This window comes from Cupriavidus numazuensis (assembly GCF_905397435.1).
Classification (GTDB): domain Bacteria; phylum Pseudomonadota; class Gammaproteobacteria; order Burkholderiales; family Burkholderiaceae; genus Cupriavidus; species Cupriavidus numazuensis.
Map to the genome: position 1 here is coordinate 91,669 of NZ_CAJPVI010000003.1, position 24,468 is coordinate 116,136.

The following is a 24,468-nucleotide window of genomic DNA, read 5'->3' on the forward strand; positions in this document are numbered from 1 at the left end:
AGTCGCGGCCCCCGGATTGCCCGCCAGGTCGAATGACCCTGTGCGACGCAATGCGCGGGCCGTTTTTCATGGGCGCCCAGAACCCACACATCCCACCATGACCCAAGCTGCAGCGTCTTCTCGCCCCCCGATGCTGACCATGGCCCAGGCGCTCGACGCCTTGCTGGCCGCCGCCCGCCCGCTGGCGCAGGCCGAGCAGGTCGATACCCTGGCCGCCAACGGCCGCGTGCTGGCTGCTCCGGTCACCAGTTCCCTGCAGGTGCCGCCTGCCGACAATACGTCGATGGATGGCTACGTGATGCGCGCCGCGGATGTACCCGCAGCCGGTACCCGCTTGCCGGTGTCGCAGCGTATTCCGGCCGGCCATGTCGGCAGCGAACTGGCGCCAGGTACCGCTGCCCGCATCTTTACCGGCGGGCTGATTCCTCCGGGCGCCGATGCCGTAGTGATGCAGGAGCAGTGTGCGGCCGATGGCAACGATGTGATCGTCAACCACGTGCCGCAGTCCGGTGAGTGGATCCGCCGCGCCGGTGAGGACATCGAAGCCGGTAGTGTGATCCTCCCCACCGGTACGCGGCTGACACCGCAGGCGTTGGGCCTGGCGGCTTCAGTGGGCCAGGCACGGCTGGATGTGGTGCGGCGCGTACGCGTCGCGGTGTTCTTCACGGGCGACGAGTTGGCCATGCCTGGCGAGCCGCTGAAGCCGGGCGCGATCTACAACTCGAATCGCTTCACGCTGCGCGGCCTGCTCGAAAACCTCGGTTGCGAAGTGAGCGACCTGGGTATTGTTCCCGATACGCTGGCTGCCACGCGCGAGACGCTGCGCAAGGCCGCGCAGGGGCACGACCTGATCATCACGTCGGGCGGTGTCTCGGTCGGCGAAGAGGACCATATCAAGCCCGCGGTCGAAGCCGAGGGCCGTCTGGACATGTGGCAGATCGCGATCAAGCCGGGCAAGCCACTGGCATTCGGGCAGGTGAACAATGGCAGCAGCGATGCGGCGTTCTTCCTGGGCCTGCCGGGCAATCCGGTGTCTAGCTTCGTCACGTTCCTGCTGTTCGTGCGGCCGTTCATCCTGCGACTGCAAGGGGTTGCCGACGTGTCGCCACGGCGCTTGCCGCTGCGCGCGGACTTCGAACTGAAGAAGGGCGACCGCCGCAACGAATTTCTGCGCGCGCGCATCAATGCCAATGGCGGCCTGGACCTGTTCCCGAACCAGAGTTCGGGCGTGCTGACCTCCACGGTGTGGGGCGACGGCCTGATCGACAACCCGCCCGACCGGGCGATCGCGCACGGCGATACCGTGCAGTTCATTCCGTTCGACGGCCTGCTCGCATAGCGGGCCGTGCAAACGGTGCAAGAAGTCGCGATGAACATCGAACTACGTTTCTTTGCCAGCGTGCGCGAACAACTCGGCGTTGCCGGGGAGCGCGCCGAAGTTCCGGGCGACGTGCGCACGGTAGGCGAACTGCGCCAATGGCTGCGCACGCGCGGTGGTTCCTGGGCCGAAGCGCTGGCCGAAGGCCGTGCGCTCCGCATGGCTGTGGACCATGCTGTGGCACGCGCCGATACGGCGATTGCGGAAGGCTGCGAGGTGGCCTTCTTCCCACCGGTGACGGGAGGCTGACATGAGCGTCAGGGTACAGCGCGAGGATTTCGACCTCGGCGCCGAAGTCGCGGCGCTACGGAGCAGCCGTCCGGCCGTGGGCGCGGTGGCAAGCTTCATCGGCACGGTACGCGATATCAGCGAGGGCAGCGCCGTCAGCGCGATGGAGCTCGAGCACTATCCCGGCATGACCGAGAAGGCGCTCGCCCAGATCGAAGCCGCTGCCTGTGCGCGCTGGGAGCTGCTGGGCGTGACGATCATCCACCGCGTCGGACCGCTGCTGCCGCTGGACCAGATCGTGATGGTGGCGGTCGCCTCCGCGCATCGCGGCAATGCATTCGCTGCGTGCGAATTCATCATGGACTACCTCAAGTCCGAAGCGCCGTTCTGGAAGAAGGAAGAGACACCGGAAGGCGCGCGCTGGGTCGATGCCCGCGTCACTGACGAGGCCGCCCTGAAGCGCTGGGGGATCCCGTCCTTCAACGCCAGCGGTCCCGAAGCCGGTAGCGACGGCGAGGCCTGATGGGGCCGCTCGGGTTCGTCGCGGTCGGCATCGGCGCCGCTCTCGGCGCGTGGCTGCGCTGGGCGTTCTCGGTCATGTGGAACAGCCTGAATCCGGCCTTGCCATACGGCACGCTGGCCGCGAACCTGCTCGGCGGATACCTGATCGGGCTGGCTGTCGGCTTCTTCGATAGCCATCCCGGGCTGCCCCCGGAATGGCGGCTGCTGGCCATTACGGGCTTCCTCGGCGGCCTGACCACGTTCTCCACCTTTTCCAGCGAAGCGCTGGCCAACCTGATGTCAGGCGACTACGGCTGGGCCTTGCTGCATCTGCTCAGCCATCTGGGCGGCTCTCTGCTGTTCGCCGCGCTGGGCCTCTGGACCTACCGCCTGCTGGCCTGAGCGCTGCAGCGGCAGCCGCGCCGGCTGGGCCGTTTGCACCGCGTGATACGGGAAAGCCATGAATTGACATCGGCGGTCAAGGCCTCATACGATGAAACATGAATCAGTCATCATGTTTCGCAGGGCCGCTCCGGGCAGAGGAGGCAGGACGGCGGGCAGGGCGCGGGACACAGGTTGCACACACAGAGGGCGCCCGAGCGCCACAGTGGAGACACGATGTCCCAGACCGACTCCGGCAGGACTGAATCCGCCAGGACTGAATCCAGCATCTGCCCGCCCAAGACCGCGCGCGGGCAGAAGACACGCGCTGCCCTGCTGCGTGCCGCCGAGAAGGTGTTCGGCGAGAAGGGCTACTACGTTGCATCGATTTCCGAGATCACGCAGGAAGCCAAGGTGGCCATGGGCACCTTCTACCTGTACTTCAAGGACAAGGAAGACGTTTTCCGCGCGCTGGTCCAGCACATGCTCGAACTGCTGCGCACCCACCTGCGCAAGCACGTGGCGCCGGCCACCAGCCAGATCGAGGCGGAACGGCTCGGCCTGAGGGCGTTCCTGTCCTTCGTTTCCCGACACAAGAACCTCTACCGGATCGTGCTCGATTCGTATTCGGTGGACGAGACCATCTACAGCAGCTACTTCCAGGTCTTTGCCGATCTCTACAGCCGGCGCCTGAGCCGTGCGGCGGAGCAGGGCGAGGTGCGCCCCGGCGATGCCGAGGTGCGCGCCTGGTGCCTGATCGGCATCAGCAATTTCCTGGGCATGCGCTATGCGCTGTGGAAACGGCCGGCATCGATGGAGAAGGTGGTCGATGCTGCGTTCGACATGATCACGCACGGGCTGCAAGCGCGGTGATGGCTGGCGGCGGCCGAGATACCGAAGCGAAAAATAAGAGGAGACAACATGCAACGCAGAACGATCGCCGTACATGCCCTGGCGCTGGCCGCCAGCCTGCTCGCCAGTGCGGGCGTGCTTGCCAGGGACATCCGCATTGCCCACGTCTACGACAAGACCGGCGCGCTGGAAGCCTATGCCAAGCAGACCCAGACGGGGCTGATGATGGGCCTGGAGTACGCGACGAACGGCACCATGACCGTCAATGGCAACAAGCTTGTGGTGATCGAGAAGGACACCCAGGGCAAGCCCGACGTGGCCAAGGCCCAGCTTGCGGCTGCCTACAGCGATGACCGCGCCGACATCGCGCTGGGGCCGACGTCATCGGGCACCGCGCTGGCCATGTTGCCGGTCGCGGAAGAGTACAAGAAGGTCCTGCTGGTCGAGCCCGCCGTGGCCGATTCCATTACCGGCGACAAGTGGAACCGCTACATTTTCCGCACGGGCCGCAACTCGTCGCAGGACGCCATCTCCAACGCGGTGGCGCTGGACAAGCCGGGCGTGCAAATCGCCACGCTGGCGCAGGACTACGCCTTCGGCCGCGACGGCGTGAAGGCGTTCAAGGTCGCGCTGAAGAACGCGAAGATCGTCCATGAGGAATACCTGCCGACCAGCACCACCGACTTCACCGCCGGTGCGCAGCGGCTGTTCGATTCGCTCAAGGACAAGCCCGGCCGCAAGGTGATCTTCATCATCTGGGCCGGTGCGGGCAACCCGTTCAAGATCGCGGACCTCGACCCGAAGCGCTACGGCATCGAGATCGCCTCGGGCGGCAACATCCTGCCGGCCATGACCAGCTACAAGAATTTCCCGGGCATGGAAGGCGCGACTTACTACTACTTCGGCATTCCGAAGAACAAGGCCAACGAATGGCTGGTGTCGAACCACTACAGCAAGTTCAAGTCGCCGCCTGATTTCTTCACGGCCGGTGGCATGTCGGCCGGCATCGCGCTGGTGGAAGCGCTGAAGAAGACGGGCGGCGACACCAATACCGAAAAGCTGATCTCGGCGATGGAGGGCATGGCGTTCGAAACGCCCAAGGGCCGCATGTTCTTCCGCAAGGAAGACCACCAGGCGATGCAGTCGATGTACCACTTCAAGATCAAGGTGGACCCGGCGTTCGCCTGGGGCGTGCCCGAGCTGGTCCGCGAGATCAAGCCCGAAGAGATGAACGTGCCGATCCGCAACCAGCGCTGATGGACGCGACAGCCACAGCGGCACAGCCGCCAATGCTGGAAACGCGCGATCTGACCATCCGCTTTGGCGGCCATGTGGCCGTCAATGCGGTGTCGTGCGCGTTCCGGCCCGGCGAGCTGACGTGCATCGTCGGTCCCAACGGCGCGGGCAAGACGACGTACTTCAACCTGATCTCGGGACAACTGCCTGCCACGGCGGGCCAGATCCTGCTGGACGGGGAAGACGTGACGCGCCTGCCGGTCTCGCACAAGGCGCGTCGCGGCATCGGGCGCGCGTTCCAGCTGACCAGCCTGTTCCCGAACCTGCCGGTGCTGGAAAACGTGCGCCTGGCGGTGCAGGCACGCCAGCAGCGCGGCATCGACCTGCTGTCGATGTGGACCAGCCACCGCGGCGTGCGCGCGCAGGCGGAGGCTTGCCTGGAACGCGTGGCGCTGGCCGACAAGCGCCACCTGCCGGTGGCCGCGTTGCCGCATGGCGACCAGCGCAAGCTCGAGGTTGGCATCTTGCTGGCGCTGCAGCCGCGCATTTTCATGTTCGACGAGCCCACGGCCGGCATGAGCGTGGACGAGGTGCCGGTGATCCTGGACCTGATTCGGGAGATCCGGCAGGACCGCAGCAAGACCGTGCTGCTCGTCGAACACAAGATGGATGTGGTGCGATCGCTTGCCGACCGCATCATCGTGCTGCACAACGGCACGCTGATGGCGGACGGCGACCCGGCGGAAGTCATTGCGTCGCCGATCGTGCAGCAGGCATACCTGGGCGTGGTGGAAACCGGCATGGAGGCAAGCCATGCGTGAACAACGTGAACACGCCGGCGCAGGCCCGATCCTGCGTCTGCGCGATGTGCAGACCCATATCGGCCCGTACCACATCCTGCACGGCGTGAGCTTCGACGTGCCGCGCGGCGGGGTGACCATGCTGCTGGGGCGCAACGGCGCGGGCAAGACCACGACGCTGCGCACGATCATGGGCCTGTGGCGGGCCAGCGCGGGCACAGTGGCGTTCGACGGCGGCGACATCACCGAACACGGCACGCCGGCCATCGCGCAGGCCGGCATTGCCTACGTGCCCGAAAACATGGGCGTGTTTTCCGACCTGACAGTGGCCGAGAACATGCGGCTGGCCGCGCGCAGCGGCGCCATCGACGAGCGGCGGTTGGACTGGGTGTTCCGCATGTTCCCCGCGCTGAAGACGTTCTGGCACCAGCGCGCCGGGGTCCTGTCGGGCGGCCAGAAGCAGATGCTGTCGGTGGCACGCGCCATCATCGAACCGCGCAAACTGCTGATTGTTGATGAACCGACCAAGGGACTGGCGCCGGCCATCATCCAGAACATGATCGCCGTGTTCCGTGAGCTGAAGCAGACCGAGGTGTCGATCCTGCTGGTCGAACAGAATTTCCATATGGCGAAGTCGGTGGGCGATACCGTGGCCGTGATGGATGACGGGCGCATCGTGCACACCGGCACGATGGCCGCGCTGGCGCAGGACGAAGCGCTACAGCAGCGCCTGCTGGGGTTGTCGCTGGCGGCGCACCAGTAAGGACGCACGCAGTTCCGAAGGTTTGCTGGCCTCTCCCGCACGCGCGGGAGGCGAGTACACGATCAGCAGGACGAGATACATGACAACTTCAACCACCTTGCCCTCGGCCGTCGCGGCATCGCTGCCGAAAGTCCGGCTTGACTGGACGCCACTGGCCCTGGCGCCGCTGTTGATGCTGCTGGCATTCCCGCTCGTGGGCAGCGGTTCGACATGGCTGACGCTGACCATTGCCGGGCTGGCCATGGGAATGATCATCTTCGTGGTCTCGTCGGGCCTGACGCTCGTGTTCGGCCTGATGGACGTGCTCAATTTCGGCCATGGCGCCTTCATTGCGCTGGGCGCCTATGTGGCGGCATCGGTGCTGTTGCCGCTGTCGGGCTGGGTGCAGGCCGACAGCCTCGCGCTGAACCTCGCGGTGTTCGCGCTGGCGGTGCTCGCCGCCATGGCGGCGGCCGGCGCGGTGGGGCTGTTCTTCGAGCGCGTGGTGGTGCGCCCGGTCTACGGCCAGCACCTGAAGCAGATCCTGATCACCATGGGCGGCATGATCGTCGCCGAGCAGTTGATCAAGGCCATCTGGGGACCGGAAACCATCGCGCTCGAAGTGCCCGCGGCGTTCCGCGGCGCGGTGCTGCTCGGCGATGCCGCGATCGAGAAGTACCGGCTGGTGGCCATGGTGCTCGGGCTGGTGGTCTTCATCGCCATGTTGCTGCTGCTCAACCGCACGCGCATCGGCCTGTTGATCCGGGCCGGCGTGGAGAACCGCGAGATGGTGGAGGCGCTCGGCTATCGCGTGCGGCGCCTGTTCATCGGCGTGTTCGTGGCCGGGGCGGCGTTGGCTGGCATGGGCGGCGTGCTGTGGGGCCTGTACCAGCAGAACATCACGGCGGCGATCGGCGCGCAGGTCAATGTGCTGATCTTCATCGTCATCATCATTGGCGGGCTGGGCTCCACCACCGGTTGCTTTGTCGGCGCGGTGCTGGTTGGGCTGATGGCCAACTACACGGGCTTCCTGTTCCCCAAGGTGGCTCTGTTCTCGAACATCCTGCTGATGATGCTGATCCTGCTGTGGCGGCCGCAAGGGCTGTTTGCGGTCGCCAGGCGCTGAGAGGGGACGCGACATGATCCGACTGCTTTCGGGCGACCTGCCGCGCAGCCGCTTGCTGGGCGCGATGCTGGTCCTGATCGTGCTGGCCCTGGCCTGTGCGCCGTTCGTGTTTCCGGGCGCCCGCGCGCTCAACATGGCGGCCAAGATCTGTATCTTCGTGGTGCTGGTGGGCAGCTATGACCTGCTGCTTGGCTATACCGGCATCGTGTCGTTTGCCCACACCATGTTCTTCGGCATCGGCGGCTACGGCGTGGCGATTGCCATGTCGCGCATGGAGCCGGGGTGGGGCGCGCTGCTGGCGGGAACGGTGGCGGCGCTGGCGGTGTCGGCCGTGCTGGCGTTCCTGATCGGCCTGTTCTCGCTGCGCGTGCGGGCCATCTTCTTTGCCATGATCACGCTGGCCGTGGCCACGGCGTTTGCCACGCTGATTTCGCAGCTGTCCGAATGGACCGGCGGCGAGGACGGCCTGACCTTCAAGGTGCCGGAGGCCTTGCGCCCCGGCTTCTCGCTTGGCGACGCCGAATGGTTCGGCGTGCCGCTCAACGGCAAGCTGCTGAGCTACTACCTGGTCTTTGCCGGCGCCGTGCTGCTGTTCCTGCTGTTGCTGCGCATCGTCAATTCGCCGTTCGGCCGGGTACTGCAGGCCATCCGCGAGAACGACTTCCGCGCCGAGGCGATCGGCTACCGGACCGTGGTCTACCGCACGGTCTCCACGGTACTGTCTGCCATATTCGCGACCATGGCCGGCGTGTTGATGGCGGTCTGGCTGCGCTATAACGGGCCCGATACCTCGCTGTCGTTCGAGATCATGGTCGATATCCTGCTGATTGTCGTGATCGGCGGCATGGGCACGCTCTATGGCGCGGTCATCGGCACGACGCTGTTCCTGCTGGCGCAGACCTACCTGCAGGACGTGATGAAGCTCGCGAGCGATGCCACGGTGTCCGTGCCCTTGCTTGCCGGGCTGTTGCACCCGGACCGCTGGCTGCTGTGGCTGGGGTTGCTGTTTATCCTGAGCGTCTATTATTTTCCGCAGGGCGTGGTAGGACGGCTGCGCGGCGCCGGTTCGGCGCGGGACGCCGCCTCCTGAACCCGCCGCACGGAGACCGTATGCCATGTATGTGATCGACTGGCTGCACAAGAATGCCCAGCATTACCCGGACAAGGTCGCGCTCGTCGACGTAGAGAGCGGCCGGCGCGTGACGTACCGCCAGTTCGACGAGCGCGCGAGCCGGTTTGCGGAGTATCTGACGCAGACGCTCGGCCTGCCTGCCGGCTCGCGCGTGGCGGTGCTCGCGCACAACGGCTCGGACTATTTCGAGATGCTCTACGGCTGTGCCAAGGCCGGCATGGTGATGGTGTGCCTGAACTGGCGGCTGCCCGCGGCAGAATTGCTGCCGATCCTGCAGGATTGCTCGCCGCAGGTGCTGGTGGCTGGCGACGGGTTCCTGCGCGTGGCCGCCGAACTGAGCCGCGCCATGCCGATGCGCGCGGTGCTGCATCTTGCCGATGACGAGGCCGCCGACGTGCCGGCAGGCTGGACCGAGTACGAAGCCGTGCTGGCCGCTGCATCGGGCCGCGTTGTCGAGATGCCGCCGCGCGACGAGCACGAGGTCTGGCACCTGCTCTACACCTCGGGCACGACTGGCCAGCCCAAGGGCGTAATCCAGACCTATGGCATGGTGTTCTTCAATGCCGTCAACGCCATGCTCGCCAACAAGATCACGCGTGACGACGTGTTCCTGAACGTGCTGCCGTTCTTCCATACCGGCGGCCTGAACCTCTATGCCAATCCGGTGCTGCATGCCGGCGGCACGGTGCACATCATGCGGCAGTTCGACGCGCAGGTCGTGCTCAGCAAACTCGATCGCCGTTCGGGCGAAGGCATCACGATGTTCTTCGCGGTGCCGGCCGTCTACCTGTTCCTGAGCCAGCACGCGGACTTCGGTCAGGCCGATTTCTCGGCCGTACGCAATATGAGCGCGGGCGGCTCCACCGTCGCGCAGCCGCTGCTGCAGGCCTACTTGGTCAAGGGCGTGACCATCTGCTTTGGTTTCGGCATGACCGAGACCGGCCCCACGGTTTTTGTCTGCGACGAGGCGACCGCGCGGCGCAAGATCGGCACCATCGGCAAGCCGGTGGGTTCCATGCTGACGCGCATTGTCGATGCTTCGGGGGCGGATGTGGCCCCCGGCGAGCGCGGCGAACTGCTGATCAAAGGGCCGGGCGTGACGCCGGGTTACTGGAACCTGCCGCAAGCCACTGCCGAGGCGATTCGCGACGGCTGGCTCTATTCGGGCGACATTGCCTGGATGGACGATGAAGGTGACTATTACATCGTTGACCGCGCCAAGGACATGTTCATTTCCGGCGGCGAGAATGTGTATCCGGCCGAGGTCGAGAACGTCCTGTTCCAGCTCGCCGGCGTTGCGGAAGCCGCGGTGATCGGCACGCCGGACCCGCAGTGGGGCGAGGTCGGCATGGCACTCGTGGTGTTGCGGCCCGGTGCCGCGCTGGACGCCGATGCCGTGATCGCGCATTGCCGGGCCAGCCTGGCGGGCTACAAGGTGCCTCACCATGTGCGGTTTATCGACGCCTTGCCGCGCACGCCGTCCGGCAAGGTGGAAAAGCACAAGCTACGCAAGCGTTTTTCGGGTCACGGATAGCGGCGTGGGACCTGGCAGTTTGCAGTTCGGAAGTCTTCCCGGCAGGAGCGGAACGTCAGCAAACCTCAGCACACCAGGAGGGGTCCCATGCACCACGACAATTTTCGTCGCCTTGGCAAGGCAGCTTTCGCGGCAGCGGTTGCACTGCTGGCCGTCGCTTGCGGAGGCGGCGACAGCAACAACGATGGCAACACCAACCCGAACATCAAGCCTGCCAACATCGGCACGGTGACGATCCAGGCCTACGATGGCGCGACCGATGACCTGCTGACGGCCGGGCTCGGCAAGGACGGGCTGGCGAGCGCCACGGCGCCCGTCCCCGCGAGCCCGAACAGCCCGACCGCGGCCGAGCTGCGCCGCTATGCGATCTACACCAACTACCGCGCCATTGTTGACACCACGACGGGCGGCGGTTTTGGCTCGCTCTACGGCCCCAATGTGGATGCGCAGGGCAATGTCACCACCGGGCAGGGCAAGATCGCCGGCGTGGAGTACCTGGCCTTCTCCGACGACGGCAGCGGGCAGGAAAACGTGACCATGCTGGTGCAGATCCCGAACACGTTCAACCAGAGCAAGCCGTGCATGATCACCGCGACGTCGTCCGGCTCGCGTGGCGTGTATGGCGCCATTGCCGTGGGCGAGTGGGGACTCAAGCGCGGCTGCGCGGTGGCCTATACCGACAAGGGCACCGGCGCCGCGCCGCACGATCTCGATACCGACACCGTGCCGCTGATCGATGGCACGCGCACGACGCGCAGCGCAGCCGGCACCAACGCCCAGTTCGCCGCAAAGCCGGGCATCCTGCCGCTTGCGGATTTCACGGCGCAGGCGCCGCATCGCCTGGCTTTCAAGCACGCGCATTCCCAGCGAAACCCCGAAAAGGACTGGGGCAAGTTCACGCTGCAGGCGATCGAATTCGGCATCTGGGCCATCAATGACCGCTTCGGCACAGTCGCCTCCAACGGCGTGCGCCAGCGGACGCTGGCCAAGAGCAAGATCGTCGTGATCGCGTCGAGCGTGTCCAATGGCGGCGGCGCGGCGGTTGCCGCGGCCGAGCAGGATACCGATGGCCTGATCGATGGCGTGGCCGTGGGCGAACCCAACCTGAGCCTGCCGGCCAATGCGGGAGTGGTCGTCAAGCGCGGCAACACGGTCGTGAGCGCGTCGGGACGCGTGCTGTATGACTACATCACTACGGCGAACCTGCTGCAGCTGTGCGCATCGCAGGATATCTCTCTGGTCAACACGCCGTCGTTCGCGACCAATGCGTTCTATGCCAGCCGTTGCCAGACATTGGCGGACAACAATGTCGTCACTGGGACAACAACTGCGGACCAGGCGGCCAGCGCGCTGGCGCTGCTCCATGCTGCCGGCTGGGAGCTGGAATCGGATGCATTGCATCCTTCGTTGTCGCTGTTCGACACGGCGGCCTCGATCTCCGTCACCTATGCGAATTCGTATGCCCGCGCGAGCGTGACCGATCGCCTGTGCGGCTACAGCTTCGCGACCACGCTCGCTGATTTCAAGCCGGCGGCCATCGCGCCTGCCGTGCTGGCATCGATGTTTTCGACCGGGAACGGCGTGCCGCCGACAAGCACGGTGCAGCTGATCAATGATCGCGACCTGCAGCATGGACCGTTTCTGAATGGCCAGTCGGTATCGGCTTCGAATAACCGGGCCGATGTGAATTTCGATGGTGCCAAATGCCTGCGCAATTTGCTGACTGGCACCGATACGCAGGCGGTGGCCTTGCAGACGGGTGTGGCGCAGACGCTGCGTTCGGGCAATCTGCGCGGCAAGCCCGCGCTGATCGTGCATGGCCGCAGTGATGGGCTGCTGCCGGTCAATCACACGTCACGGCCATATCTGGGCCTCAACCAGCGGCAGGAGGGCGCTACCAGCAAGCTGTCGTATATCGAGGTCGAGAACGCGCAGCACTTCGACGCGTTCATCGGCGCGGTGTCGGGCTACAGCAACCGCTACGTGCCGCTGCACCTATACCTGATCCGCGCGCTCGATGCCGTCTATGACAACCTGACCGCAGGCAAGGTGCTGCCGCCGTCGCAGGTGGTGCGCACTATTCCGCGTGGTGGCGCCACCAACACCACGACTGCGCCGACGCTGTTGCCAGCCAACGTGCCGGCGATCTCGGCAACACCGGCCCTGGGCGACCAGATCGCGGCGAATTCGGGCACCGTACAGGTTCCGGATTGACAGGCGAAACCGCTGGCCATGTCCTGACGCAGCGCGACTTCGACCGCTTTGCGGCGTTGTCGCGCGACGACAGTCCGATCCACCGTGATCCGGACTTCGCGCGGACGACGCACTTCGGCGCCACGGTGGCCCGGACGCTGATGTTTCCGCTCTTGGCGCAAATTCACGGAAGTCATCCAAATCCGTCGGCTGTCCACCGTCCTACGTCTTCTGAGTGCATTTCTTCGATCGTCGGCCGTCGATTCACCGTCGCTCCGACTGAGGCGAGTTGCACATGATCACGTGATCCTGACTAGTGACCAACGTACTCAACATACTGATGTCTTTGCGGGCTCCACACCAATGTCGCCCCCGATGTTTGACGGGTCGTGGGGAGCAAACGCAGTCTGGGCCATTCCGCGTGAGAATTGCGGTCAATAACAAGTTTCCAACCTGCCTGATATTCGGCATGGTTGCGAGTGCCATCCTGGTTCCACTCACCGGCTACCATCTGAAAATTTTTGGTTGCGTAACAGGCGATCGGACGCAAGGAACCATCAGTAGCAGCGTCGACGAGAAGTTCTGCCTCAAAGGAGCCACCTCCACCCGCATAGCCCTCGCTTCTCGAAATCGTGGCGACGAGGACGCGACGTTTTGGCGAAAGCTGCATCCAGCGAAGTTTGCTGTATTCGGAGTAACGCCCTGGGTCCGAACCTTCAGTCTTGTTTTTAGGAACAACACAGTAAAGGCCTCCCAGTGAAGATATGGCCTCTTGTTCTCCGCCTGGATCGCCAACGGCCTGCTCGGGAATCAAGGCATTTTTCGTGAGCGCAAGTACAGTTGCCGTTGGTTTCGCCTGCGAGTCTGACGGTGCGGGCTGACTCCAACGAATAGCGGCAACGAGAGTAGGTTGCTGATCTGCCTTCCGAGGAGTGGGGGCAAGGTTGACGGGATTGACTGATGACGGATAAGCCAAGAGCAACCAGTCGCTATAGGGGCTATCGGTTATGGGAAAAACCTCGCCAACGGAAAGCGTTCCACTTAGTTGCGTCGCTAGCAGGGACGTATCCATTCCGGCGGGCGGAGACACTTGCTGCGGCTCGATTCCTCGCAGTTGTTCGCGGACGGCCCTACGACTCCTCTTGCAGTCCCCTACGCTGGATAGGTCGTGCGAGTGACAGGATTCCGCCGTCGCCATCGGAGAAAAGGCGATCATACAAATGAAGACAACAAGCAACAGCGCACTATTGAGCATCTACGGCACTCCACGTTTTTCCAGTCGGCATTAAAAGTCTATATGGAAGCATTTCTCCAACCTTGGCAAGAGAATCGCGCGCTTCCTTCAAGCTGGATGTTTGTAGAAAATACAAAGCGGCGGCGAGCTTAGGTGAGTCGAAACCTAAGAAAGTGTTGCCAATGTTGAGCCGCATTGTCTGCAATGCAATCTTGTCTTCGTTATCAGATGTGTAGCCATCGTTAAGAGCACGCAGTTGAATTCTCAACAGATCACTTCGATAGTAGTTCCCATTTGGTGTCATCAATTGAACAGCGCGAAGCCAGTTTTTTGCCTCACCCTGCTCAAGCAATTTTTGCATCCATGGAGATACCACATCGTCATACTTGTCAGCACTATCGCGATTCTCAACAAGTAGCTCCGCCATGCAGCGGCGTATACGTGAAAGATCTATATTCTCGGAAAACTCAGAACCTCTGTATTCGTCGAATTTTCCGTCATCACCGAGCATAAAGTGCCCAAGTGCGCGGACGGGATCTTTCTTCACACCTCTACCTTCGGCATAGAGTTCGGCTAGAAGAAGATGGATCCGAGCATCGGATCGCGTACCGACGATTGACCGCTCCAGAATTCTGACAGCCTCTGCTTCCTCATGATCCGTGATAAGGCAACGTCCCAGACGCAAGCCGGTCGAGGAAAGCATCTTATTGAATATATCGCCAGATAGTCCGGATTTTTCAAGCAGATCATAAGCCTGCTGCCAGAGCGGACGGGCCTGTGCACATACGGCCGGAGATGAAACGTCCGTTCCGCGGGTTGTGTGCTTCCTGGCTTCCTCGTTGATGGTGATTATTGTATCAAAAAATAGCTGCTGATTTTCTTGTTGCGCCGTCATATTAGACTGGGCGATGGCTGATGGGAAATTGATAATTACACCAAAGAAAGAGAGAATTAAGGCAGTACGATTAAGTGGACTCACTATTTTTTCCAGATTATTTTTGTATAAATGGAAGCGGGATTCCACGTCGGAAAGGCAGAATATTCCGCCATTCCGTATGATGAAAGGTCAGTCAACTTCAAATAATTGATGTAACGAATATGGCCGCAAACCAATTTCCTTTCTGTCATAGTAGATTCTTCTCAACTCATTGGAACAGCAGGCCCGCTAGCGCCAATGGGTGGCGCAGATCAGGCGTGATCCCTTACATCCCTATGTGATGCCGAAGCACGCTAGTGGCATGTTCTCCGCATGTCCATAGGGAAAATCTGATTCTGATGTCGTTACACGTTCAGGAATCTTTAGAGTGCTTGTTCGGCGGGTAAGGACGCGCCGTTACGGAGGCGTCCTTACCCGACTTGGAAAATACTTTCCAGATTCGAATTGGAAGGCGTTACCAGCGCTTACCGCCGCAGCACGGCGCGCCCCGCGTGCGCAGTGCGCTTCCAGCGCGTGCTGAGTTCCTGTCCCGTGCCACGAAAGAAGCGTTTGGTTGCGCCTCGTCGCGCCGATCGCTCTTCGACGGCCCCGCCAACAGCAGCTCTGCAGCGTTACCGATCTGCTGACTACGCTATCCGGCCGCGAAAGATGACATCCCGGGGCTGGCCAAGGTCAAACACGTATTCGTCAAGGGCAGCGCCCGCCTGAACAACCGGGCCGGGAACAACCACCAGCCTACCTGGGAACGCGAGCGCCGAACGCGGGGACTTCGCGAGGCCAGCCGTACGCAAGCGTTCCTGTCAAGCTTCGGCCCAGTTCGTCAGCACTTCGCGATCGATCAAGCGACATTCGCTGCATGCCTCGCTCTGCGGCGAACAGTTCGCTGCACGATTCACGGCTTAGCGCGAGTTCACGGAAGTCACCCAAAATCCGTCCTCCGTCCTCCGTCTTCTGAGTGGGACGACCCTGTTCGCTTCGACCTTGTCGCGCTCTACCAGGTTGACAGTGCCGCTGTTGCCGCAGGCCGCGGTGCAGGCACTGGCGGCGCTGGGTGCGTCCGACGATGGCGCGCCGGAGGTGGCCGGTGACAGTACGCTTTACCACTTGCGGCAGGGGCAGGCGGCATCGGCGCAGCGGACGTTCGAGGCGGCCGACATCGCCGAATACATCGCGCTGACGGGGGATCAGAACCCCTTTCATGCCGATGCGCGCTTCGCACGGTCGCGTGGCTTTGATGGCGCACCGGTACCGTTGCCTTTGCTGGCCCGCATGTTTTCGGACTTGCTAGGCACGCAGTTGCCGGGGCGCGGTACCGGATGGATGAAGCGATCCCTGTGGCTCTGCTCCGCGGTGCGGCCTGGCGAGCCGCTCGGGGCCCAGGTGCGTATCCGCCGCCTGCGGGGGGGGCATGTCGTAGTGGAGGGAGAGGCGCTCGTGATGGATGGTGCGGAACCTCGAGCGCAAAGCACAGGCACACGACGGCTAGCGCGCGCTCGTTTGCGTGCGACTTCGTGTATCGCATCCTGCACTCGAGACCGCTATCAAGATAGCGACGTCGCGGTCTTGAAATGTCAAGTCAAAGCCTTATCTTTCGGAAAGACATCCAGTGTCCGGCCAGGCGAGCTCCCTAGCAACAGGACACTCACAGAGAGAGGGAATCCTATGCGTCTTGACAAACTGACTACCCGGTTCCAGGAAGCGCTGGCTGATGCGCAAAGCCTGGCACTGGCCAATGACAACCAATACATCGAACCGCAGCACCTGCTGCGTGCGCTGATTGCGCAGAACGACGGCGCCGCCAAGGCGCTGCTGCAGCGCGCCGGCGTCAACGTGAACGGCTTGCAGACCGCGCTGGACGCGGCCATCAAGCGCTTGCCGCAAGTCCAGGGCACCAGCGAGGTCCAGGTGGGCCGCGATCTGGTCAACCTGCTCAACGCTGCCGAGAAAGAATCCATCAAGCGCGGCGACCAGTTCATCGCCAGCGAGCTGTTCCTGCTTGCCGTGTCGGAAGACAAGGGCGAGGCCGGCCGCATTGCGCGCGAGAACGGGCTCAGCCGCAAGCCGCTGGAAGCGGCCATCCAGGCTGTGCGCGGCGGCGATGCCGTGAACAGTGCCGACGCCGAAACGCAGCGCGAGGCACTCAAGAAGTACACCATCGACCTCACCGAGCGTGCTCGCATGGGCAAGCTCGATCCGGTGATCGGCCGTGACGACGAAATCCGCCGCGCGATCCAGATCCTGCAGCGCCGCACCAAGAACAACCCGGTGCTGATCGGCGAGCCAGGCGTGGGCAAGACCGCGATCGTCGAAGGCCTCGCGCAGCGCATCGTCAACGGCGAAGTGCCCGAAAGCCTGAAGAACAAGCGCGTGCTCGTGCTCGACATGGCCGGCCTGCTGGCTGGCGCCAAGTACCGCGGCGAGTTCGAGGAACGCCTGAAGGCCGTGCTGAACGATGTGGCCAAGGACGAAGGCCAGACCATCGTCTTTATCGACGAGATCCACACCATGGTCGGCGCCGGCAAGGCCGAAGGCGCGATCGATGCGGGCAATATGCTCAAGCCGGCGCTGGCGCGCGGCGAGCTGCATTGCATCGGCGCGACCACGCTGGACGAGTACCGCAAGTACATCGAGAAGGACGCCGCGCTCGAGCGCCGCTTCCAGAAGGTGCTGGTCGACGAGCCGAGCGTGGAGGCGACCATCGCCATCCTGCGCGGCTTGCAGGAAAAGTATGAGCTGCACCATGGCGTAGAAATCACCGACCCGGCCATCGTCGCCGCGGCGGAGCTGTCGCATCGCTATATCACCGACCGCTTCCTGCCCGACAAGGCCATCGACCTGATCGACGAGGCCGGCGCGCGCATCAAGATGGAAATCGACTCCAAGCCGGAATCGATGGACAAGCTCGAGCGTCGCACCATCCAGCTCAAGATCGAACGCGAGGCGGTCAAGAAAGAGACCGACGAAGCGTCGCTCAAGCGCCTGGACCTGATCGAGCAGGAAATCACGCGCCTGGAGAAGGAGTATGCGGACCTCGACGAGATCTGGAAGGCCGAGAAGGGCGCCGCGCAGGGTACGGCTGCGCTGAAGGAAGAGATCGAGAAGATCAAGCTCGAAATCGCCAAGCTGCAGCGTGAAGGCAAGCTCGACAAGGTGGCGGAACTGCAGTACGGCAAGCTGCCGGGCCTGGAAGGCAAGCTCAAGGCCGCGACCGACGCCGAAGCGAGTGAGCAGAAGCAGCCCAACAAGCTGCTGCGCACGCAAGTGGGCGCCGAGGAAATCGCCGAAGTGGTGAGCCGCGCGACGGGCATCCCGGTGTCGAAGATGATGCAGGGCGAGCGCGAGAAGCTGCTCAAGATGGAAGACCGCCTGCACAACCGCGTGGTGGGGCAGGACGAGGCCGTGCGGCTGGTGTCCGATGCCATCCGCCGTTCGCGTGCGGGCCTGGCGGACGAGAACAAGCCTTATGGTTCGTTCCTGTTCCTGGGACCGACCGGTGTCGGCAAGACCGAACTGTGCAAGGCCCTGGCCGAGTTCCTGTTCGATTCGGAAGAGCACCTGATCCGCATCGACATGAGCGAGTTCATGGAGAAGCACAGCGTAAGCCGCCTGATCGGCGCGCCGCCGGGATATGTCGGCTATGAAGAGGGCGGTTACCTGACCGAAGCCGTGCGCCGCAAGCCGTACAGCGTGGTGCTGCTCGACGAAGTCGAAAAGGCTCACCCGGACGTCTTCAACGTGCTGCTGCAGGTGCTGGACGATGGCCGCCTGACCGATGGCCAGGGACGTACGGTGGACTTCAAGAACACCGTGATCGTGATGACGTCCAACCTCGGTTCGCAGATCATCCAGTCGATGGTGGGCGAGCCGCAGGAAGCGGTGAAGGGCGCGGTATGGCAGGAGGTGCGCACGCATTTCCGGCCGGAGTTCCTGAACCGGATCGACGAAGTCGTGGTGTTCCACGCGCTCGACCAGAAGAACATCGAGTCGATCGCGCGCATCCAGCTGCAACGCCTGCAGGGTCGCCTGGCCCGTATGGACATGACGCTGGAGGTCAGCGAACTGGCGCTGGAGAAGATCGCGAGCGCGGGTTACGACCCGGTGTTCGGGGCGCGTCCGCTCAAGCGGGCGATCCAGCAGCAGATCGAGAACCCGGTCGCCCGCGCCATTCTGGAAGGCAAGTTCGCCGCCAAGGATGTGGTGCCGGTGGACTATGCCGATGGGACGTTTGTGATCGGTGGAGTTGCCCAGTAAGCGCGAAGCTTGACAGCAATGCCGTCATGTGCTTGCCCAAAACCCGCCGCAGTGATGCGGCGGGTTTTTTGTCGTCCTGGGCTTACCAGTTGAACCGTACGCCAAGCTTGCCGTCCCAGGCCCGTCGCGTGCCATCGAAACCGCGTTGGTATCCGGCGCTGGCATAGGCGAACAAGTTGCGCCTAAACTCTGCGCTGAAGCCGGCCTTGAGTTCGCTCCAGCCGCCCGCGAGGTTTGCCTGGAACGGGATGAAGCCCGATGCCGTCGAGAACGCCGTGCGCGGATCGCCAAGGAATTCGTACCACGCCGATACACGTGCCCACACGGTGAACTGGCGCGGCTGCACAGCTTCGTCGTCTTGCCATGTTCTGGCGATTCGTGCGCCGATACGGCCTGCCAGCGAGCGGACGTTGTCGAAGTGCACGGTGGCGCCCGCATCCGACGAGTCGTCGAGCTTCACCCACTGGTACAGCAGTTGCGATTGCGGTTCCAGCACCCAGCCCTGGCCCAAGGCAAACGGATAGCCCGCTTCGATGGACGAGGCAAGCCCGACGCCATGGGTGGTCAGTTCGGGCAGGCCGCGGTTCGAGCTTGCGCGCACGTTGTACCACGTGCCCTGAAGCACGCCGTCCAGATACCAGTCCTGCTCGCCGTAGTGGGTCCAGTAGCTGCCGACCGTATAGCCGTCGAAGCGGTTGGTGCCGGCACGCACGCCGGTGAAGTGATCGACATCCATGCCCGCGTAGCCGATGGCGCCATAGACACCGGCGTGGTCGCGGTGTCCGTCGTCATGCGTGTGGCGCAGCAGGTCCGCGCCGAGTTGCATGCCGGCGAAGCGATAGTCGTAGCTCGGTGTCTTGCCGTAGATGCCACGCTGGCCGCCATCGCGATTGCCCTGCATGCCGATGACGCGGCCCCAGCCAGCACCGGGCAACGGCTCGCCTGAAAGGTCGCTACGGTCGCGCAGCACTGCCTGCTCGCCCATGCGTTCGTGCAGCGTGTCCATCAGCGAGCGGCCGTACTGCAGGGCGAGCGGCGCGATGGCGGTATAGAGCGAGACTTCGGGGCGGTAGTTTGGAATCGGCGGTACCGGACCGGGCGGCGCCGGCGATGGCCCGGGCGCAGGGCAGGGCGGGGAAGGCGCTCCCGCGCCCGAACAGTCGAGCGTCGAGCGCAGGTACCAGTTCTGCGGCGCGCTCGCGTCGGTGCTGCCGCGCTGCAGCGTGTACTCGTACGGGCCTGCGACCACGGGGCCGGCCAGCGCAAAGGCATGCGGTTCGCTGGCGTGGGCGTCGATGACGAGGATGCCGTTGCCGGTCGTGGTCGCGCCGGGGCCGCCGGCATTGCGTATGCGCAGCGCCGTGGTGCCGGATGCCATGTCCGCGACCTGCAGGCGATCGGACGGTGATTCGTCGATGCCCAGTCGGGTATTGAGCGTCAGATTGCCGGACTGGCCGGTGTAGCTACGCGTGGCGAGCAGGTGAAAGCCCTCACCGAAGGCGATGGCCCCGCTGTTGGTCAACGTGCCGACGGTGCTGTCGGCGGTGACGGACCACTGGCTTTGCTGCACACCAAGCGTGCGTGCGCCGGTGACGGCCCCTGTCAGCACCGATCCGTTGGTCAACGCGATATCGGCAATGTTGCCACCGGCGGCATTGGCAACGATGTCACCGTTCAGCGTGGCGTGGTCGGCTGCCAGGGTGAGTTGTGCCGCTTGGCCGTTCATCGACATGATTTCGGCCAAACGTCCCGTTCCGGCTCGCAGGATGGCCCCGTTGCGCACGGTCAGATCCATATTGCTGCCCGCGACATGGACCACGCCGGATTGCGCCGCATCGACAAGGCCGCCGTCGACCAGCACGGTGACAGGCGCATTGGCACCGGCAGCATCGCTATAGAGGCCAGCACCGCTGCCGGTGCTGCGCAGGGTCACGTTGTACAGGTCGAGCCGTGCACCGTTGGAGATCTCGGCGCCACTGGCCTGCTGACCCGACGTGTTGACCGTCACATTGCGCGCGACGATGCGGCCGCCATCATGGACGGACAACCCGTGGCTGCCTTGTCCTGTCGTGGTGATGGTGCTGTCGGCCAGCGTGATGGCGCCGCGCTGCGTAGCAAACGCGCCAAAGGCGGAAGGGCCTTCGGTGCGGACCTGCGCGTTCTGCGCCGTCAGGCTCGAGCCATCGGCATACACATGCAAGCCGTGGCTGCCGCTGCCCGTGGTCGTCATGGCACTGTTGCCACGCAGGTTCAGCACGCCGCCGTTGCGAGCGATGGCGGCGGGGGCGCCGGCGCCGCTGGTGCGGATCGTGAAGTTGCCAGTGCCGTTCACGCCGAGAATCCCACGTGAGCCCGCATCGGTCGCAAACAGGCCCGGTGCCGCATCGCCGCGCGTGGTGATGGTGGTGGTGCCTTCCAGGTCGATCACGCCGCCGCCCTGAATGGCCGCGCCGGCCGCGCGTGCGCCGCTGGTCGTGAGGTCCGAGTCCGTCAGCCGGATGGCGCCGCCGAAATCTTCGAACGCCGCGTGCGATTGCTCGCCCGAGGTCACGATCGTGGCTTGCGCGGTGATGTATTGCGAGCCGAAGCTCTGCACGCCGTAGGAATTGTTGCCGCTTGTCGTCACGGAGTTGCCGGGCACGGTGAGCGTGATCTTGCCCTGGCTTTGCGCGAAGATGCCGGTTGCGTCGTTGCCGGCGGTGAACAGCTTGAGCGGGCCGGTGACCGTCACGACGCCGCCGCCTTGCGCAGTCAGCGCTGCCTGGTAATCGCCGCGGCCGGTGTCGATGGTGCCGCCGGCCAGCGTCAACTCGCACGCGTTGGCAACGGCCTTGCCGCCCTGCCACGGCGAACATTCGGCCGCTTCGGCCTCGGGTAATCCGGGCAGGGCGCCCAGAAAGAAAACCGCCAGGGAAGATCTTGCGAGCATAAGCGGGCGCGCCGGGCGGCACGTCAATGAAACCGAAAGGGACACTAACGGCGGCAAACGGCGTACGCAATTGCACTTTTTTGAGCGCCCGATAAAGTGTTTTGCGATGCAGCAAACTTATGCGCGGTTTGTGATGCGGGCGGCGCAATTCGGCCCGGCTAACCGGCGAATCCATGCAACCCGACGCAATGAGCCTGGCTTGACCTTGGTCAATCCGGAATCGAGCCCGTCCCGATAAGATTGTTTCTGTCATGGAGATGCGGGGGCGCTCTTCATGACTTGTCTACCCGTTTCCGAATGGAAACTTGGCCCGCACCGGTAAAACGGTGTGGGCGTTTTCTTTTGGGCGTCCGCTTTTTAACGTCTGGTTGACCGCCCGACCCACCCTGCGCCGGCATGTGCATATTTCCGCGCGATCTTATGCGGAAAACACGCAAGGTTCGGCGAAACCATTCGTTCCGTTCAGATAGGCCCCTCGGTAGTCTTGCTCCTGACACAAGCCCGATCCACACAAGGCGGGCAGCCAATGAGGCGCCCCGGCGCCATTCACGACACTGACGGGAGCAACAAGATGATCCGCAAGCTGGCCATTGGCCTGGCCGCATTTGCCGCTATCGGCGCCGCGCAGACGGCGACGGCAACCAATCTGCTGAACGTTTCGTATGATCCGACGCGCGAACTGTACGTGGACGTGAACGCCGCGTTTGCCAAGGCCTGGAAGGCGCAGGGCGGCGACGCCGTAACCGTGCGCCAGTCGCACGGCGGCTCGGGCAAGCAGGCCCGCTCCGTGATCGACGGGCTGGACGCCGACGTGGTTACGCTGGCGCTCGGCTACGACATCGACGCGATTGCCGAGAAAGGCCTGATCAAGCCCGACTGGCAGAAGCGCCTGCCGCACAACGCGTCGCCGTACACCTCGACCATTGTGTTCCTGGTGCGCAAGGGCAACCCGAAGGGCATCAAGGACTGGAACGACCTGGTGAAGCCGGGCGTGCAGGTCATTACCCCCAATCCCAAGACGTCGGGCGGCGCGCGCTGGAACTACCTGGCCGCGTGGGGCTACGCGCAGCGCCAGCCGGGCGGCAATGACGCCAAGGCGCGCGAATTCGTCGGCGAACTGCTCAAGCACGTGCCGGTGCTCGATTCCGGCGCGCGCGGCGCGACCACGACCTTCGTCGAACGCGGCCTTGGCGACGTGCTGATCGCATGGGAAAACGAAGCGATCCTGGCGATCAAGGAACTCGGTCCGGACAAGTTCGACATCGTTGCGCCGTCGGTCTCGATTCTGGCCGAGCCGCCTGTCGCCGTGGTCGACAAGGTGGTCGACAAGAAGGGTACCCGCAAGGCGGCCGAAGCTTACCTGCAGTTCCTGTACACCGATGAAGGCCAGGAAATTGCGGCCAAGAACTACTACCGTCCGATCTCCGCGAAGGTGGCCGCCAAGTACGCGGCGAACTTCCCGAAGGTGAAGCTGTTCACCATCGACGAAGCATTCGGCGGCTGGCAGAAGGCACAGAAGACCCACTTTGCCGATGGCGGTTCGTTCGACCAGATCTACCAGCCGGGCAAGAAGCAATAGTCAGCAGAAGACGGACGGGCCAGCCCCAGCGTCCCGGGCCACCGGCACCGTCCCGCCAATCAGAAGAAGGAAGCCCCGATGTCGATCCTCACGCTGTCCGGCAGTCCCTCGGTGCTTTCGCGCGCCGTTTCGCTGGCCCGGCACGCTGTACATGCCGCGCACGTCACCGTAACGCAGCGATGTCCCGCCTGAGCTGATTCGTAGTCCCGCCGGCCACCCGTACTGACGTACCGGCACTGGGCCGGCGCCTCCACAGCAATCACGTTGTCATGCCGCCTGTAGACCAGGCCGGCAGGGCGGATTGCGGGCCGCATATCGGCCAAGACCATCCATGCAGACAGATTGCCGGACCAGCGCCGGCTCAGGAAACCATTCATGACATCGTCCAGCTTGTCGCCGGTTGCCGGCGAATCGAACCATTCCCGCTATCCGCACATCGGCAGCCAGCGCCGCCGCCGGATCCTGGCCGCAGCGCTCGTGCTCGCGACCGGCCTTGCCTACGGTTTGTTGCCGGGCCGCGCCGAGGCGCAATCGAAGAATGTCGACCCGAAGGTGCTGCGCATCGGTTATCAGAAGTACGGCACGCTGACCCTGCTGAAGGCGCGCGGCACGCTGGAAAAGCGCCTGGCGCCGCAGGGCATCACGGTCAAGTGGACGGAGTTCCCGGCCGGCCCGCAATTGCTGGAAGGCCTTAATGTCGGCGCGATCGACTTCGGCACTGTCGGCGAAGCGCCGCCGATCTTCGCGCAAGCCGCCGGCGCGCAGCTCGCGTATATCGGCAACGAGCCGCCGGCGCCGACAGCCGAGGCCATCGTCGTGCCGAAGGGCTCGGCCATCAAGAGCGTGGCCGACCTGCGTGGCAAGCGCGTGGCGCTGAACAAGGGCTCGAACGTGCATTACCTGCTGGTGCGGCAGCTTGAAAAAGCCGGCATCCCGTACAACGAAATCCAGCCGGTCTACCTGCCCCCGGCAGATGCGCGTGCCGCGTTCGAACGCGGTGCGGTCGATGCGTGGGTGATCTGGGATCCGTTCCTCGCCGCCGCCGAAAGGCAGCTCGGCGCACGCGTGCTGGCCGATGGCCGCGGCGCCGACGGCAAGAACGTGGTCAGCAACCACCAGTTCTACCTGGCATCGCGTCCCTATGCGCAAGCCAGGCCCGAGATCGTCAAGTTGCTGCTCGATGAACTCGCATCGCTCGGCGCGTGGGCAGAGAAGAACCCGAAGGACGCGTCGGCCGTGCTGACCAGCGAAATCGGACTCGATCCCGCCGTGCTTGATCTGGCCGTATCGCGCTTCTCTTATGGCGCGCGGCCCGTGAGCGCCGAGGTGCTGGCCGAGCAGCAACGCATCGCCGACGTCTTTCATTCGCTCAAGCTGATTCCGAAGCCGATCCGGGTCTCGGACGCGAGCTGGCAGCAGGCGCAGCGCTGACGCG

The 24,468-nt window shown here is 63.9% G+C and carries 19 protein-coding genes and 1 pseudogene; 16 read left to right on the plus strand and 4 right to left on the minus strand.

The genetic code is table 11. The features are described from left to right. Positions 1-97 precede the first annotated feature (97 nt). From KHO41_RS04035 to KHO41_RS04090, 12 genes are all read left to right on the plus strand, one after another. A complete protein-coding gene (locus tag KHO41_RS04035; protein WP_211952018.1) occupies positions 98-1,339 on the plus strand; it encodes a molybdopterin molybdotransferase MoeA in 1,242 nt (413 codons plus the stop codon). Between the two features lie 30 nt (positions 1,340-1,369). Next, on the plus strand, positions 1,370-1,627 hold the full coding sequence (gene moaD / locus KHO41_RS04040) for a molybdopterin converting factor subunit 1 (RefSeq protein ID WP_211952019.1): 258 nt from the start codon (positions 1,370-1,372) through the stop codon (positions 1,625-1,627). 1 nt (position 1,628) lies between these two features. Further along, positions 1,629-2,129: a molybdopterin synthase catalytic subunit MoaE gene (gene moaE / locus KHO41_RS04045; protein WP_211952020.1), complete on the plus strand. Its 501-nt coding sequence runs from the start codon at positions 1,629-1,631 to the stop codon at positions 2,127-2,129. Continuing rightward, the gene (crcB, locus tag KHO41_RS04050; protein WP_211952021.1) at positions 2,129-2,509 is read left to right on the plus strand and encodes a fluoride efflux transporter CrcB; all 381 of its coding nucleotides are present in this window, start codon (positions 2,129-2,131) and stop codon (positions 2,507-2,509) included. The genes moaE and crcB overlap by 1 nt, the downstream gene beginning before the upstream one ends. Before the next feature lie 216 nt (positions 2,510-2,725). Then, positions 2,726-3,361: a TetR/AcrR family transcriptional regulator gene (locus KHO41_RS04055; RefSeq protein WP_211952022.1), complete on the plus strand. Its 636-nt coding sequence runs from the start codon at positions 2,726-2,728 to the stop codon at positions 3,359-3,361. Positions 3,362-3,409: 48 nt separating this feature from the next. Then, positions 3,410-4,597: a substrate-binding domain-containing protein gene (locus tag KHO41_RS04060; RefSeq protein ID WP_211952023.1), complete on the plus strand. Its 1,188-nt coding sequence runs from the start codon at positions 3,410-3,412 to the stop codon at positions 4,595-4,597. Positions 4,598-4,629: 32 nt separating this feature from the next. After that, positions 4,630-5,397 (plus strand): ABC transporter ATP-binding protein, encoded by a 768-nt coding sequence (locus KHO41_RS04065; RefSeq protein ID WP_211952139.1) that lies wholly within the window; start codon positions 4,630-4,632, stop codon positions 5,395-5,397. Further along, a complete protein-coding gene (locus KHO41_RS04070) occupies positions 5,390-6,139 on the plus strand; it encodes an ABC transporter ATP-binding protein (RefSeq protein WP_211952024.1) in 750 nt (249 codons plus the stop codon). Before KHO41_RS04065 ends, KHO41_RS04070 begins: the two co-directional genes overlap by 8 nt. A gap of 79 nt (positions 6,140-6,218) precedes the next feature. Continuing rightward, complete coding sequence (locus KHO41_RS04075) at positions 6,219-7,244, plus strand: branched-chain amino acid ABC transporter permease (protein ID WP_211952025.1); 1,026 nt, start codon at positions 6,219-6,221, stop codon at positions 7,242-7,244. Positions 7,245-7,257: 13 nt separating this feature from the next. Then, complete coding sequence (locus KHO41_RS04080) at positions 7,258-8,334, plus strand: branched-chain amino acid ABC transporter permease (protein ID WP_211952026.1); 1,077 nt, start codon at positions 7,258-7,260, stop codon at positions 8,332-8,334. Positions 8,335-8,359: 25 nt separating this feature from the next. Beyond that, positions 8,360-9,910, plus strand: a complete 1,551-nt coding sequence (locus tag KHO41_RS04085) for an acyl-CoA synthetase (protein WP_211952027.1) — start codon at positions 8,360-8,362, stop codon at positions 9,908-9,910. Positions 9,911-9,997: 87 nt separating this feature from the next. After that, the gene (locus tag KHO41_RS04090; RefSeq protein ID WP_211952028.1) at positions 9,998-12,124 is read left to right on the plus strand and encodes a D-(-)-3-hydroxybutyrate oligomer hydrolase; all 2,127 of its coding nucleotides are present in this window, start codon (positions 9,998-10,000) and stop codon (positions 12,122-12,124) included. Between the two features lie 292 nt (positions 12,125-12,416). Here the strand turns inward: KHO41_RS04090 and KHO41_RS04100 are convergent, their stop codons facing one another. Together KHO41_RS04100 and KHO41_RS04105 are read right to left on the minus strand one after the other, a co-directional pair. Next, a complete protein-coding gene (locus tag KHO41_RS04100) occupies positions 12,417-13,358 on the minus strand; it encodes a hypothetical protein (protein WP_211952030.1) in 942 nt (313 codons plus the stop codon). Beyond that, positions 13,348-14,361: a hypothetical protein gene (locus KHO41_RS04105; RefSeq protein WP_211952031.1), complete on the minus strand. Its 1,014-nt coding sequence runs from the start codon at positions 14,359-14,361 to the stop codon at positions 13,348-13,350. Before KHO41_RS04105 ends, KHO41_RS04100 begins: the two co-directional genes overlap by 11 nt. Positions 14,362-14,906: 545 nt before the next feature. Here KHO41_RS04105 and KHO41_RS41145 point away from each other — a divergent pair. Further along, positions 14,907-15,177: pseudogene (locus tag KHO41_RS41145) on the plus strand (IS6 family transposase); the annotation flags it as partial. Between the two features lie 759 nt (positions 15,178-15,936). After that, on the plus strand, positions 15,937-18,525 hold the full coding sequence (gene clpB / locus KHO41_RS04110) for an ATP-dependent chaperone ClpB (RefSeq protein ID WP_244873702.1): 2,589 nt from the start codon (positions 15,937-15,939) through the stop codon (positions 18,523-18,525). An 82-nt stretch (positions 18,526-18,607) separates the two neighbouring features. Here clpB and KHO41_RS04115 read toward each other — a convergent pair whose 3' ends face one another. Next, positions 18,608-21,454, minus strand: coding sequence for an autotransporter family protein (locus KHO41_RS04115; protein WP_211952033.1), 2,847 nt, complete (start codon positions 21,452-21,454; stop codon positions 18,608-18,610). Positions 21,455-22,025: 571 nt separating this feature from the next. Here KHO41_RS04115 and KHO41_RS04120 point away from each other — a divergent pair. Further along, positions 22,026-23,033 carry a sulfate ABC transporter substrate-binding protein gene (locus KHO41_RS04120; RefSeq protein ID WP_211952034.1) on the plus strand — a complete coding sequence of 336 codons (1,008 nt, stop codon included), beginning with the start codon at positions 22,026-22,028 and terminating at the stop codon, positions 23,031-23,033. 59 nt (positions 23,034-23,092) lie between these two features. On the opposite strand, the gene KHO41_RS04125 is transcribed toward KHO41_RS04120, so the two are convergent. Then, on the minus strand, positions 23,093-23,410 hold the full coding sequence (locus KHO41_RS04125) for a hypothetical protein (RefSeq protein WP_211952035.1): 318 nt from the start codon (positions 23,408-23,410) through the stop codon (positions 23,093-23,095). Between KHO41_RS04125 and KHO41_RS04130 the strand changes: the two genes are divergently transcribed. Further along, a complete protein-coding gene (locus KHO41_RS04130) occupies positions 23,409-24,464 on the plus strand; it encodes a sulfonate ABC transporter substrate-binding protein (protein ID WP_244873703.1) in 1,056 nt (351 codons plus the stop codon). The genes KHO41_RS04125 and KHO41_RS04130 overlap by 2 nt on opposite strands. Positions 24,465-24,468: the final 4 nt, after the last annotated feature.

Excerpts from the sequence above, each read along its gene's own strand:
- KHO41_RS04085 (WP_211952027.1), top strand. The coding sequence starts at position 8,360 with ATGTATGTGATCGACTGGCTGCACAAGAATGCCCAGCATTACCCGGAC.
- KHO41_RS04125 (WP_211952035.1), bottom strand. The coding sequence starts at position 23,410 with ATGAATGGTTTCCTGAGCCGGCGCTGGTCCGGCAATCTGTCTGCATGG.
- KHO41_RS04055 (WP_211952022.1), top strand. The coding sequence starts at position 2,726 with ATGTCCCAGACCGACTCCGGCAGGACTGAATCCGCCAGGACTGAATCC.
- KHO41_RS04070 (WP_211952024.1), top strand. The coding sequence starts at position 5,390 with ATGCGTGAACAACGTGAACACGCCGGCGCAGGCCCGATCCTGCGTCTG.
- KHO41_RS04060 (WP_211952023.1), top strand. The coding sequence starts at position 3,410 with ATGCAACGCAGAACGATCGCCGTACATGCCCTGGCGCTGGCCGCCAGC.
- KHO41_RS04100 (WP_211952030.1), bottom strand. The coding sequence starts at position 13,358 with ATGCTCAATAGTGCGCTGTTGCTTGTTGTCTTCATTTGTATGATCGCC.
- crcB (WP_211952021.1), top strand. The coding sequence starts at position 2,129 with ATGGGGCCGCTCGGGTTCGTCGCGGTCGGCATCGGCGCCGCTCTCGGC.
- moaE (WP_211952020.1), top strand. The coding sequence starts at position 1,629 with ATGAGCGTCAGGGTACAGCGCGAGGATTTCGACCTCGGCGCCGAAGTC.
- KHO41_RS04065 (WP_211952139.1), top strand. The coding sequence starts at position 4,630 with ATGCTGGAAACGCGCGATCTGACCATCCGCTTTGGCGGCCATGTGGCC.
- KHO41_RS04090 (WP_211952028.1), top strand. The coding sequence starts at position 9,998 with ATGCACCACGACAATTTTCGTCGCCTTGGCAAGGCAGCTTTCGCGGCA.
- clpB (WP_244873702.1), top strand. The coding sequence starts at position 15,937 with ATGCGTCTTGACAAACTGACTACCCGGTTCCAGGAAGCGCTGGCTGAT.
- KHO41_RS04080 (WP_211952026.1), top strand. The coding sequence starts at position 7,258 with ATGATCCGACTGCTTTCGGGCGACCTGCCGCGCAGCCGCTTGCTGGGC.
- KHO41_RS04115 (WP_211952033.1), bottom strand. The coding sequence starts at position 21,454 with ATGCTCGCAAGATCTTCCCTGGCGGTTTTCTTTCTGGGCGCCCTGCCC.
- KHO41_RS04035 (WP_211952018.1), top strand. The coding sequence starts at position 98 with ATGACCCAAGCTGCAGCGTCTTCTCGCCCCCCGATGCTGACCATGGCC.
- KHO41_RS04130 (WP_244873703.1), top strand. The coding sequence starts at position 23,409 with ATGACATCGTCCAGCTTGTCGCCGGTTGCCGGCGAATCGAACCATTCC.
- KHO41_RS04075 (WP_211952025.1), top strand. The coding sequence starts at position 6,219 with ATGACAACTTCAACCACCTTGCCCTCGGCCGTCGCGGCATCGCTGCCG.
- moaD (WP_211952019.1), top strand. The coding sequence starts at position 1,370 with ATGAACATCGAACTACGTTTCTTTGCCAGCGTGCGCGAACAACTCGGC.
- KHO41_RS04120 (WP_211952034.1), top strand. The coding sequence starts at position 22,026 with ATGATCCGCAAGCTGGCCATTGGCCTGGCCGCATTTGCCGCTATCGGC.